10 protein-coding genes are annotated in these 13,068 nt (G+C 46.9%); 8 read left to right on the top strand and 2 right to left on the bottom strand.

The window, feature by feature from the left end:
- Positions 1-103 precede the first annotated feature (103 nt).
- Complete coding sequence (locus NOC_RS08790) at positions 104-952, bottom strand: sigma 54-interacting transcriptional regulator (protein ID WP_002808784.1); 849 nt, start codon at positions 950-952, stop codon at positions 104-106.
- Between the two features lie 97 nt (positions 953-1,049).
- Positions 1,050-1,379, bottom strand: coding sequence for a PspA/IM30 family protein (locus NOC_RS08785; protein ID WP_002809257.1), 330 nt, complete (start codon positions 1,377-1,379; stop codon positions 1,050-1,052).
- A gap of 356 nt (positions 1,380-1,735) precedes the next feature.
- On the opposite strand from NOC_RS08785, the gene NOC_RS08780 reads away from it, so the two are divergent.
- The 8 genes from NOC_RS08780 (at position 1,736) to NOC_RS08745 (ending at position 12,985) form a co-directional block, all read left to right on the top strand.
- Complete coding sequence (locus tag NOC_RS08780; protein ID WP_011330717.1) at positions 1,736-2,122, top strand: hypothetical protein; 387 nt, start codon at positions 1,736-1,738, stop codon at positions 2,120-2,122.
- Positions 2,123-2,145: 23 nt separating this feature from the next.
- A complete protein-coding gene (gene fumC, locus NOC_RS08775; protein ID WP_002809989.1) occupies positions 2,146-3,552 on the top strand; it encodes a class II fumarate hydratase in 1,407 nt (468 codons plus the stop codon).
- Between the two features lie 366 nt (positions 3,553-3,918).
- A complete protein-coding gene (locus NOC_RS08770; protein WP_002808519.1) occupies positions 3,919-5,568 on the top strand; it encodes a SulP family inorganic anion transporter in 1,650 nt (549 codons plus the stop codon).
- Positions 5,569-5,831: 263 nt separating this feature from the next.
- Positions 5,832-6,590, top strand: coding sequence for a DUF2490 domain-containing protein (locus NOC_RS08765; RefSeq protein WP_036497357.1), 759 nt, complete (start codon positions 5,832-5,834; stop codon positions 6,588-6,590).
- A 182-nt stretch (positions 6,591-6,772) separates the two neighbouring features.
- Entirely contained in the window at positions 6,773-8,263 is a 1,491-nt protein-coding gene (locus NOC_RS08760) for a sensor histidine kinase (RefSeq protein WP_002811569.1), read from the top strand.
- Positions 8,214-9,626 (top strand): sigma-54-dependent transcriptional regulator, encoded by a 1,413-nt coding sequence (locus NOC_RS08755; protein ID WP_011330715.1) that lies wholly within the window; start codon positions 8,214-8,216, stop codon positions 9,624-9,626. The genes NOC_RS08760 and NOC_RS08755 overlap by 50 nt, the downstream gene beginning before the upstream one ends.
- Positions 9,627-9,684: 58 nt before the next feature.
- Positions 9,685-10,797, top strand: a complete 1,113-nt coding sequence (locus tag NOC_RS08750; RefSeq protein ID WP_002808825.1) for a 3-deoxy-7-phosphoheptulonate synthase — start codon at positions 9,685-9,687, stop codon at positions 10,795-10,797.
- A gap of 253 nt (positions 10,798-11,050) precedes the next feature.
- Positions 11,051-12,985 (top strand): ExeA family protein, encoded by a 1,935-nt coding sequence (locus NOC_RS08745; RefSeq protein WP_011330714.1) that lies wholly within the window; start codon positions 11,051-11,053, stop codon positions 12,983-12,985.
- The last annotated feature ends 83 nt before the right edge of the window (positions 12,986-13,068 follow it).

Raw genomic sequence — 13,068 nt, 5'->3', positions numbered from 1 at the left:
ATGATCCAATAGCAAACGCCATCGCTCATGAAACCTAAGTGCCCCCACATGAAAGAGGGAAAATTACATAATACTTCTGGAGACGGAGACCGAAAGCCGCCGCTTATTCCGCCCTATGAACACTGGAATGGACATATTTTTTCGCGGTACGACGATCAAGACCACTAGCAATAGCCACGGCTTCATAAATTCCGTGACGTCGGTACAGCATTTGGCAATAAGCGACAAGCAGTTCTTGGGTGCTCAATTCACCTTGAGCAGCCCGATTTAACCACGATCCATAAGAAACGGGCGTTTCAGTTCCGTGATACTCCCCCGTAAGAATAATTCTTCGTACCGCTTGCTCCAGCTCCCTAACATTGCCGGGCCAAGCATAATTCCGAGGCAAGCACTTGTCCAAGGTATGAAGGATTTGCTCAATTAAACTATTGGCCGTTTGGCCCGTAAGCCGCTCTATTAATGACTGCACCAACTGCTCTAATTCGACTGAGGATTCCTGAATCCGTACCCGCGGAGGAACCTCAATGACATCAGAGGAAAGACGATAATAAAAATCATCACGAAAACGCCCTTCCTGGCGCAGCGCTGTAAGGGAACGATTAGTAGCGGCAATTACCCGTCCGGCAAAACGTAACGAAGCATGACTACCTACCGGTGTAAACTGTTTTTCCTGGAGCACATTAAGCAGTTTGATTTGCACCGGTACAGAAACATCCCCGATCTTATCCAGAAACAAGGCCCCATGGGGACTGCAACACTCGAACAAACCTTTATGATTCTCAATAGCGCCGGTAAAAGCTCCCTTACGGGAACCAAATAACTCTGATTCAATTAAACTCTCTGGAAACTGAGATAAATTAATGGCGGCGTGGCGCAGGCGGGTCATAGAAGAAGAATCCCCCACCAGGGAATGGGTAATAAAAAAATAGGCTCGGCGCAATTGATAAAACAAAGCGAGATAACGCCCAGCTTCCTAGATGGAAAAACCACGGCCTTGCAACTTATCGATCAGCTCTGTGGCAAAAGGGACGAGTGTACGCGTTGCCCCCTCAATCGCTTGCGTTTGAATTAAATTGGGTGGCCTGATGGTGGCAGCTTTGGCGACGCCGGAGACACGCTAGGGCCTCCCTATCACTCTCTTTGGCGGTTTTTTTAGCCCGCTCCGTCCATTTAATTTCAGCCTCTCGCAGCTCAGTAATTTTGGCTTCCAACTGCTCGCCGTCACGCTGCACCCGAGCTAAGCGGACCTTGGCTTTGGCAGCGACCTGGCGAGCTTCGTAAATAGCTACCTCAATGATGGTCTCATGGTTCTCTATTTGACTGATTGCCTGATCGATACGGGCCGTCAAACTAGCAGATAAACGCTTAAAGAAAGACATCAAACCTCCTTAGTAGATTTTTTCTTTCCACAGCAGGAGATATATGAAATTCCGTGCCTAATAAGGATATAGCTATAAAAATCAACTAATTATTTAATAATTGAATTTATCTAAAAACAAATAGCAGTCAAATTAGCATACATTTTATGTTCGTATAACTACATAAAATGTATGCTAACTACTCCTCTTCCCTACTACATTTTGTTCTCCTCCCAGTGAGTGATTAAATGTCTATCTACGCCAGGGGATAACGTTGAATTTAAAGGTAGAAATCCTTACCTACCTTTATCACCCTGCTGCCTATGCTATGCTAAATTCAAATACCAAATTGATCCGAACAATGGGACAGAAAACCAATGATCCTACAGTCAATTTTCACCTGGGCACCCATGGTTTTAATTGCCCTTCTCAATGGAATACTCCGCAAATCCTGGTACTCTAAACACCTTGATGAACTACACGCTCACCAAGCTTCTACCGCCAGTGGCCTACTCCTGTTTAGCGTTTATATCTGGGTGGCAATCAACCTGTGGCCCTTAGAATCCGCACAGCAAGCCTGGATGATGGGATTTATCTGGCTAGGACTCACGGTAGGATTTGAATTTTTCTTGGCACACTATGGGACAAGGCACTCCTGGGAACGATTTTTGCGTGACTATAATCTCCTTGCCGGGTGCCTATGGCCTTTGATTCCCCTCTGGCTTACGGTAGCCCCTTATGTTTTTTACCGATTAGGGAACTAGAATTGATCCTCAGGGAGCATCCCATGAATACAACCCAACACACCAAACGTATTGAAACCGATAGCATGGGCGAAATCGAAGTGCCCGCTGATCGCTACTGGGGCGCCCAAACCCAGCGCTCGCTAATCTATTTCTCCATTGGCCAAGATCTCATCCCTCAGGAAGTCATAGAAGCCTTCGGGCTCCTCAAAAAGGCTGCCGCCCTCACCAATGCGGAGCTAGGCAAGTTACCGAAAGAAAAGGCTCAGCTCATTGCTCGAGCCGCCACAGAAGTTGCGGACAGCAAGCTCAACGAGCATTTTCCACTGCGGGTTTGGATGACAGGAAGCGGCACCCAAGCCAACATGAATATCAATGAAGTTATCGCTAACCGGGCCATTGAGCTTGCTGGCGGAGTCAAGGGCAGCAAAGATCCTATCCATCCCAACGATCACGTTAATCTATCCCAATCCTCCAATGACACTTTTCCCACGGCAATGCACCTTGCCTCGGCCAAAGCCATTCAAACACGGTTACTTCCTCAGGTGCAAAAGCTGCGCGATGCTCTTCATAGAAAAGCGGAGGAATTCAAAGAAATCGTTAAAATTGGGCGCACCCACCTACAAGACGCCGTTCCCTTAACCCTAGGGCAAGAGTTCTCCGGCTACGTGGCCCAACTCGATGACGACCGCAAGCGAATCGAAACTGCTCTGCCTGGACTCTACGAACTAGCTATCGGTGGAACCGCTGTAGGCACCGGCCTAAATGCACCACCTCAATTTTCTGAACGGGTGAGCGCTTATCTCAGTAAGTTTACGGGACTTCCTTTTATTCCCGCATCCAATAAGTTTGCCGCTCTCGCGGCCCATGATGGAATGGTAATGGCCAGCGGAACGCTACGGGTACTGGCCTGCTCTCTCATGAAAATAGCTAATGATATTAGATGGTTAGGATCGGGTCCTCGCTGTGGATTGGGTGAACTGCTCTTACCGGCCAACGAGCCTGGTTCTTCCATCATGCCTGGAAAAGTCAACCCCACCCAGTGCGAAGCCATGACCATGGTCGCCGCGCAAGTCATGGGCAATGATACCGCCATCGGGATCGCCGGCTCCCAGGGCAATTTTGAACTTAACGTGTTTAAACCAATGCTAGTCTTCAACCTGCTTCATTCAGTAACACTGCTAGCGGACAGTTGCCATAACTTTACCTGCTTTTTGGTAGAAGGGCTCCAAGCAAACCGAGGCCAGATTGCACATTATGTAGAGCGATCTCTCATGCTAGTGACAGCCTTAACTCCAGAAATCGGCTATGACCAAGCAGCAAAAGTTGCCCATTATGCTCTGGAAAATGACATTTCCCTCAAACAAGCCTGCTTGGAACTAAAAGTGCTATCGGCCAAGAAATTTGACGCTACTGTACAGCCAGCCAAGCTAGCCCATCCCTTTAAGTAAGCATTTCTGAAAAAGTGCCCTGCAAAAACACCCCTTCTATTTTAAATAGTTGAAATCCACCACTCAAACGGTTTAAATAAACCAATTTTATAATTTTTATAGCTGCTATCAAGCTGCCTTTATCAGCCTATTTTTTTGAATATTTAGGAGGTTACCTCTTCTCTTATGAAGATGGCACAGAAATAGCATCAGGGTGTAGAGATTTTCGTAGCACTATGATATCAATTTGCTTTTACAGGCCCTGACACTGGATTTTCCTATTACCCTTATCCAGAGACAACAAGGTTATAGAAAGCAGTCCATATCAATTTGTTTAAGTATTATTTAAATAAACATCTTCAAATAAAAGACGAGGGATCATAGAAAATGGCACAGCACATTGAAACCCTTGAGGCTCCTAGAAAAGGCTTTGCCGGCTTGAAGGAAAATTTTGCTGCCGATTTAAGGGCGGGGCTAAGTATTTCTCTCATTGCCCTACCCTTGAGTCTAGGGATCGCTTTAGCTTCTGGTTTTCCGGCTTTTGCCGGTCTTATCGCAGCCATTGTAGGCGGTATACTTGTTTCCCGCATCAGTGGCTCTTATGTCACCATTAATGGGCCGGCGGCCGGGCTAATTGTAGCCAATCTGGCGGCTATCCAAAGTCTCGGCCAAGGGGATATCCACGCTGGTTATCTTTACGCTATCGCCGCGGTCTTTGTAGCCGGCATCATGGTTTTTATAATTGGTGCCGCCGGGGCAGGAAAACTCGTAGATGTCTCCCCCAGTTCGGTGATTCATGGCATGTTAACCTACATTGGGGTGGTTATCATGGCCAAAATGTTCTTTCCCATGATGGGGGTCATTCCTGAAGTCCATTCAATTCTAGGCTCTAATGTGGTTGGCACCATAGCCGCTATTCCTCAAGGTTTTACCAAAATGCTGCCCCCTGTTGCCATCGTAGGGTTTGTTTCTTTGCTCATCATGGCTATCCACCCGATGATTAGAGTCAAATGGGTGCAATTAATTCCAAGCCCGGTATGGGTACTGATATTTGCTATCCCCGCAGGCGTGCTTTTTGATCTGGAAACCTTGCAGCAACAACTCAACCTTCCAGAAGGGAAAGAACTGCTGCTAGCCCTACCGGGCAACCCCCTCGATGCCGTTGCTTGGATCGGTGCGGTTACCCCGGATTTCGGTAAAATATTAACCTGGGCTTTTTGGTACGCCGCTCTCACCATCGCCCTTATCACGGCCATTGAATCCGGTCTTAGCGCCAAAGCGGTGGATCAATTAGATCCTTATCAACGGCACTCAGATATCGGCAAAGATATCCGGGGAGTGGGTATAGGCAGCGCCGTTTCCGGTATTCTCGGCGGCTTGCCCATGATCGCTGAAATTGTCCGCAGCAAAGCCAATGTCCTGATGGGGGCAAGAACCGGTTGGGCCAATTTCTTTCATGGAACCTTTATCCTGATTTTTGTTTTTGCATTGTCCCCAGTCATGCAAATGATTCCTGTTGCAGCACTGGCAGCTATGATGGTATTCGTGGGATATAAACTTGCTGCTCCCGGCGAGTTCATTGGTATCTTTAAAATTGGCCGGGATCAATTTCTCTATTTCATATTCACCTTGCTTGTTTGTATCTTCACTAATCTGCTTGTCGGTGTTTTCGCTGGTATTATTTTCAAATTCCTCTACCAATTGCTCGTGATGAGAGCGCCAACGTCTACTCTTTTCAAAGCAGATTTAACGGTAGATCAAAGTGATGAGGGTAAGGATGAATACCGGGTTAAAGTGAGAAAAGGAGCAACCTTTACTAACTTTCTTTCTTTTAAACGCCGGTTAAGCCAACTACCAAAGGGCAAGAAAATCACGGTTGATTTCTCCGAAGCTAAAGTAGCGGATTTCACCTTTCAAAGCGCGCTACACCATTATGCTAAACTCTATCAGGCAACTGGAGGATCAATAGAACTAACTGGGCTCGATCAGCTTAAAGCCTACTCCAACCATCCTCAATCAACTCGCTATCGGCGTTAGACTAAAACAGACACTAGGGGAGGCTTACACCAAGAAGAGCTGGTAGCCTCCCCTTTTTAGCGTGAAGAGAATGGAATATTATCCTTCTGTTTGCCAAAGTTTACCTTCTTGCTACCTTGCGTTTTATAAAAAGAGAGAGTCGAGATAATAGTTCAAAGACTATCTCCAGAATAGCCAGCAGCCGCACCTAAATTAGACATTAACTGAGTAGTTTGGCTCACTAAAAAAATTTTAAACTTTGTTGCTCAAAGGAGAATCATCCAGTGAAAATAAAGATGCTGAAAGCTCAAGTTTCTTTCGTTCTTATTTCGTTCCTTACAATCATGCCCGCCCTAGCGGATACCGATAATATATTTGGTAGCTGGACCTCGGTTACTCTCCACGGCGATTTTGGCTCTATTTCTCCTGAAGGTAAAGATTTCCGATGGATGGTTATCGATCAGGCCCGGACCCGGGACGATAAGGATCTTAATCCTAGCCGTTTCCCTGGCGATAATGGATTTTCACCTCGATTTACCGAGAATCTACTTTGGATACAAGGGGGTTATAACCTAACGGAGCACTCCAGCATTTGGCTAGGCTATACCCATGATTGGATAAAGCCGGTAAGCGGAGCCCACTTTCAGGAAAGCCGTCCTTATCAAGACTATCTATGGAGCGATAAAGTATTTGGTAATTTCACCGCCCTGACTCGAACCCGTTTGGAACAACGAGTCGCCATTTCTGGAAAAAACAGCGGAGACGTGGCTGTCCGGATACGCCAGCTTGCCATGCTGAAACACCCTATCCCTAACGTCAAAAATCTGTCTGTATACGTAGGAGATGAGGTGCTTGCCTACCTAAATAAAAATGAGTTCGGTCCAGAAGGATTTAGTGAGAATCGGGCCTTTGGCGGGTTATCCTATCAGTTAACCCAAGACGTAGGACTGATGTTGGGCTACCTGGGCCAATTTATCAATAATGAAGGAGGCAATGATCTCTTCACCCATAATGTTCAATTTGACATTAATTATAAATTCTAAGGACAGAATAATAATTTAATCACTAAAACGCACAGCAGAGACCCGCCCGCTATTATTTTTTAGGGGGCGGGATCAACGGACAGGTAGTCATCTATAAAAACAAAAGAAATAAAATCAATAAGGAAGCCCAATATAAAAAACCATTCCTCCCTTAATCCTATAACCTATATATAACACTGAACGTGAAACGTTTAATTTACCGGACCGCTCAATTACGAGGGCTAATTTTACTCGGGTTATTGTTTTTGACTTTAATTCTTCTCGGGGGAATGATTTGGCGGAATTTGCAACGCTTGGAAACGGTACGCGCTTATATAAGCTATTCCTACCGTCTTCAAGAAGTTAGCCTTAATATGCAACAGATTTTGCTAAAACAGCTCTCTGGATCGAATAAAGATCTGAGCTTCAATAGACTCAAAGAAATAGAGAGGGAGGTAAAAAACCTTATCAACGCGAACTACTACTCAGATAAGGAAACCCCAGAGAAGTTACGCCAGCTTCATTCTCTCCTCGTTGGGCTTATTAAGGATCAGAAGCAAATCCAGCCTGTCATGCTATTTCCAGCTTTAAACAGGATGAAAGAGATACTGAATGCGGAAATTGTTCAGGACGAACAGATACTCACGGAAGTCGTTCAAGATACCCGTACTGAGTTAGAACTCGCTGTTGGCACTTTAATCGCTATTTTACTGCTAGGAGGGTGGGTTCTGCGTCGCCGTATTCTGGATCCCTTAGGAGATCTCTCCCAGTTATTATCCAGGCTTGCCAAAGGAGATTTTACACCTATTTCTACCCGTCGTTTACATCCTCTGCTACTGCCCGTATTTACCAGCTACAATGAAATGGTGCTTCGGCTGCGAGAATTAGAAAAGGAAAACCGCCTTCGCGCCCAATCCTTAGAAGCGGAAATACGAACCGCCGCCCAGGCGTTACTAGGGCAACAACGCAGTCTGGCTCGAGCAGAACGGCTTGCGGCGGTGGGAGAACTGGCTGCCAGTATTGCCCATGAACTGCGCAACCCCCTGGCGGGCATTCTAATGAGCTGCAGCAACCTGCGGAAAGAAATCAGCGATCCAGATCAAGCTCAACGCCTTGATTTGATAGGTGCTGAGCTAAAACGGCTGACACGGCTTTTAAATAATCTTCTCGATCAAGCCAAGCATACCCCTCAACCCGCTGTTGAATTGCATATTGCCAACGTCGTCCAAGAGTTACTGGCCCTTACCCGTTATCAGATACCTGCTCACCTACAATTGGAAAGCAGGATTCCAGAAGCTTTAAGCTGCCGGCTGCCAGAAGGAAACTTTCGTCAGGCACTGCTCAATCTAGTACTCAATGCCGCCCAAGCCATGGGAGAAACACCAGGCAAAGTACGAGTGGAAGCCCATCAAAACGACGAGATACTTTACCTAAGAGTTAGTGATGAAGGACCGGGTTTTTCCCAAGAAATGCTTGACGGCGGTATCCGCCCTTTTGTCAGCGGCAGCCAGCGGGGAACTGGATTGGGACTGACCATGGTACAACGGTTTGCCCAGGAAGTAGGCGGCCATGTGCAGATTGCCAATAAACAGCCCCATGGCGCTTGCGTTACCCTTATCTTGCCCTACCAGGGAGAGCAGCAGCATGCGTGCCACACTACTGATTATCGAGGACGAAATACTTTTAGGCACTGAACTTTCACGCCATTATCAAAGTGGAGGGTGGGAGGTAGAGTGGGCCACAACTTTATCACAAGCACGCTCCATACTTTTGGAGCAACACTTTGATCCGCTCCTCGTTCTTTCGGATATGAGCCTACCAGATGGTAACGCCCTGGATCTGATAGAGGCCGTCCAAGGGCAACACCCCCATGCCGAATGGCTTCTTCTCACTGGCTATGGCAGCGTCCCTGATTCAGTGCGGGCCCTGCGGCTCGGCGCTTATGATTTTCTCGAAAAACCCTGTGAGCTAGAGCACCTGGATTTAGTAATAGCTAGCGCCGCCCGCAGTGCCCGCGCCCAACGACGCTTATTTTATCAAGTCCAGCAACACCATCGCCAATACTCTCCCCAAGCCTTTGTGGGCCGTAGCCAATCTGCCCAAGAAGTGCGTAAATTACTTGCTAAGCTAACTGAAGTGCCCTTTAGCGCCCTTATCATTGGCGGTGAAACAGGAACGGGCAAAGGCTTGGCAGCCCGAATCTTGCACTATGGAGGGGAGCGGGCCCAACATCCCATGGTGGAACTCAACTGTGCCGCACTACCTCGGGAGTTGCTAGAATCGGAGCTTTTCGGGCATGAAGCGGGCGCTTTTACGGGGGCTAAAGCCCGCCATCCTGGCCTAATTGAGCAAGCTAATGGAGGTACTTTATTTCTGGATGAAATTGGCGAAATGCCTCTGGATCTGCAAGCTAAGTTGCTCAAAACTATTGAAGATCGATGGGTACGCCGCCTCGGTGGCAGCAAGGAAATCCCCGTTGATATACAAATTCTGGCGGCCAGCAACCGTGATTTAGAAGAAATGGCCAAGCATGGAGATTTTCGCAGCGATCTCTATCATCGCCTTAGCGTCTTTCGTCTCAATTTGCCGGCATTGCGGGAAATTAAAGAGGATTTAGAGGAACTCGTGCCCCTATTTGTAGCCGAATTCAATGCTGAAGCAGGCAGACAGGTCAAAATTATTCCGGAGAGAGTGTGGACTCGACTTCATGCCCACGATTGGCCCGGCAATGTGCGTGAATTGCGCAATGTGGTGGAACGGTGTGTGCTGTTTTCCGAAGACGCTGTTTTCCCTGAGCAATGGCTCCAACTGCCAGGACAAGCTAATTCTCCAGTTGGCTCCTCGCCCGCAGCCAGTCCTGATCAGGTTTTCCTCCCCTTAGATGGCAGCATGGTCCTTGAAGAGATGGACCGCTACATTATCGAAACCGTGCTTAGGCGCAATGATTACAACATTGCCGCAGCTGCCCGTGCATTAGGAACCACCCGGGAAACTTTACGTTACCGTATCCAAAAACATGGCCTCAAATCTTCTAAACTATCATCTTCACGAGGTTAATTAATGCGCAATCATAATTTAGAGAATACGCTTTCCTCTCCCTCAACCTAGACTAAATATGATTATTATTCTGCGCCCCAATACGGATAAAAACTCTGACGAATACCGCGAGACCCTGCGCTACCTCCACAATCTTCCCAATATCCTTATCCGGGAGCATCAAGAGATAGGGGTACAGCAAATACTCACCGAACTTTATTTAATTGGAGAAACTAGCGCTATTACCTCCGAGGAGATTGCCCTTTTACCTGGCGTGGAGCGAGTGGTTCGGGTTTCCGAAGAATATCGTATTCTGGGGCGACATAAAGATGAAACCCGTTCTAGCCATTTTGAATATAATGGAGTCCTCTTTAGTCAAAATAATTTCAATGTCTTTGCGGGATTATGCGCCGTGGATACCCGCGAGCATATAGACCTCATGATGCGGGCTTTACAGGCTAATCAGCAAGTTTGCACCCGGATGGGAGCTTATAAACCTCGCACTAGCCCCTATGCCTTCCAGGGCCATGGTAAAAGCTGCCTTCCTGATGTATTCGAGCTAGCCGGTAAATATGGTATCAAAATCGTTGCCATGGAAATCACCCATGAATCTCATATTCATGAAATTGATGAGGCTTTGAGCAATACCGGCCATCCTACTGGCGTGATGCTGCAGATCGGGACTCGCAACACACAAAATTTTGAATTGCTGAAAATCGCTGGACGGCAGCAAAAATACCCCGTTTTGCTTAAACGAGGATTTGGCATCACTCTGGAAGAGTCCCTTAATGCCGCTGAGTACCTAGCCAGCGAAGGCAACCGCCGAGTTATTTTTTGCCTTCGCGGGATGAAAACTAGCGCTAGCGATCCTCATCGGAACTTTGTGGATTTTGCCCATGTTCCCACCATTAAACGCTTAACTCGAATGCCGGTGCGTATCGATCCTTCCCACTCAGTGGGTTCCCGCGCCCAGTCTCCTGACGGAATCATGGATATCATGCATGTAACCGCACAAGGAATCATCGCCGGTGCCAATATGGTATTGGCAGATTTTCATCCTGCCCCCGAGAAAGCCTTGGTAGATGGCCCCCAAGCCCTTCTGATAAAAGAATTGCCGCGATTTTTAGAAGATATCGCTATTGCCCGTGAAGCCTACGAAAAACGAGTAGCCCTATTTGCCCAACCTCTATAAAAAAAGCCTATCCTAAAGAAAAGTTTCATATCTCCGCGATTAGGCAAAGATTTACCATAGGCGCTAATACGGCGCCTTAACCGATGTTCCCGAATACCGCTTGATAAAATCCTTCTTCCGTTCACGACACCAACAATCTTTTGCATCCACTTTATTTATACCTCATGGTATTACCATGATACGCTTTCAATGGAGCTAGTAACAATTCTCACGGGTTGAAAACTTTTTTACGACCATAAAAACATAACGGGTTATGTATACAGACTATTTCGGACTTAAGAGCCATCCATTTCGGCTGGTGCCGGATCCACACTACTTTTTCCCAGCCCCTTTCCACCAAGCAGTAAGCAAATGTCTACTCGAAGGACTCATAGGCTCGCTTCGCATTGCGGTAGTCTCCGGTCCTCCTGGCGTCGGAAAAACACTTCTCCTGACTCGCTTTATGGAGCAACTAGGGAAAAACTATCCAGTTATCTTCATTCACAACCCCAAACTGGGTTTTGAAGAATTTCTCGCTTTGATACAGAGTAAATTTAATATCACCGCCAAAGATGAAGCTGAATCGGTTACCGCAAGGTTCTCAACCCTAGACTCTTTTGGAAAACACATCTCTCAAACAGGTAAACGGGCAGTCATTCTTGTAGATGAGGCAGACAACATTTCCCAAGAAGCAGTGCAAGTGTTTTCCGAATTAACGAGATATGCGGCAGCAGAAACTCCCTCTTTCTTTATCGTGCTAGCCAGTCAAAGCAACACTGCCAATTATCAACGCTTATTGGTGGAGCATAAAAATACTTCAAAAGTATACTCTCTTCTTCCCTTGCTTGCAGATCAAGTTGGCCCTTATGTTGATTTTCGCCTTCGCCAAGCCGGCTATATAGGCGAAAATCCCTTTAGCCCAGAAGCAATAACCTCCTTGGTAAGGCTTTCCCACGGCATTCCCCAGCTTATCAACCAACTCTGTGGCGCTGCGCTTTTGGAAGCTAGCCTCACTGATAAAAAACTTATCTCTTCAGAAATAGTTGACGAAGTTGCCCGAAGTCTATGGCTAGCGCTAGGCAATAATGATTTCTCTGACAATCTCTCTCTGGCTAAAGGTACAGAAACTGCTTTTTTACCCATAACCGAGCAGTCTCAGACCTCTCTGGAATCCGCGTTTCAAACTAATCCAAGGGAAAGAAAAAACGATGATTCAACTAAAGAGACCTCTCCCATTATTTTTTCACCAAGCAGCGATTCTCCAGCTTTAGAAAAACAATCCATCTCCGAAAAACCTTTTTCTTTAGATAAGCCTCTCTCCCCAGAGCAGCAAACGCCTCAGCCCACAAACACTGACCATAATTATAAAACTCCGGTTCCTCTACCGGAAAAACGCCAAACAGGAGAAAAGAAACCATGGATTATTATGGCCCTAGGCGTCTTCCTGGCGCTCATAGTCGGCCTGATCGGCGGGGCTTATCTATCGGCATTAATCCCTGGAAAAGCTTCTCTTCCTGCAATTACAGAACCCACCGAAGACACTAAAAACACGGCTAATAAAGCCGAGGGAAAAAGCGAAAACTCCTTTGGGAAAGGCAAAATGATTGCTAGCGACGTACCTCCCCCTACTGTCATGGAAAAAAACAGAAATCCAGCTACTCAGGAAACCGCCTCTGATAGTGACAATGGGATGATGACTTCCAGCCCTAAGCTCACGCCAGAGAAAAGTGCTGACGAAATTTCTCCAAAGCTGGGAACGGAAGCTAGCGTGGTTTTAGCCCAAAAAGAATCGCAACAAGATCGGAACAAGGCAACCATCTCTAGAACTGAACCGAAAAGATACTCACAGCGATCCTCCCAAGAACAACAAATTACCCTACTGCTGGCCCAGGCTAAACAGCAGGAGGCTGCTTTCAAACTTACCACACCAGAAAGCGATAACGCTTACGAATCCTATACTGCAATTTTAGAAATAGCACCGAATCACCCCGAAGCTGCAAAGGGCCTTCAGCGTATCCGCGACTATTACATTCGTTGGGGCCTGAAGGCTGAAGATCAAAGGGATCTGGATTTAGCCGCTATCTATTATAAACGCGCTTTGAATGTCTTTCCCAATGATTTCGCCGTGAATACCGCGCTGCGCCGGGTTGAAGAGCAGCTTCAAAAACAAAAGGAGATAGACCAGCCCACCACCGAAAACGATCGGTAGACAGGGCCTATCGTTGTAAATTAGATTGGAGGCTATAGTTAGTCTCTGAAATTTATGTGCTGGACCCATTCCCGGGCGCTGAA

The organism is Nitrosococcus oceani ATCC 19707 (assembly GCF_000012805.1).
Taxonomy (GTDB): Bacteria; Pseudomonadota; Gammaproteobacteria; order Nitrosococcales; family Nitrosococcaceae; genus Nitrosococcus; species Nitrosococcus oceani.
The sequence above is the reverse complement of the archived record's forward strand: the minus strand, read 5'-3'. Positions and strand labels throughout refer to the sequence as shown.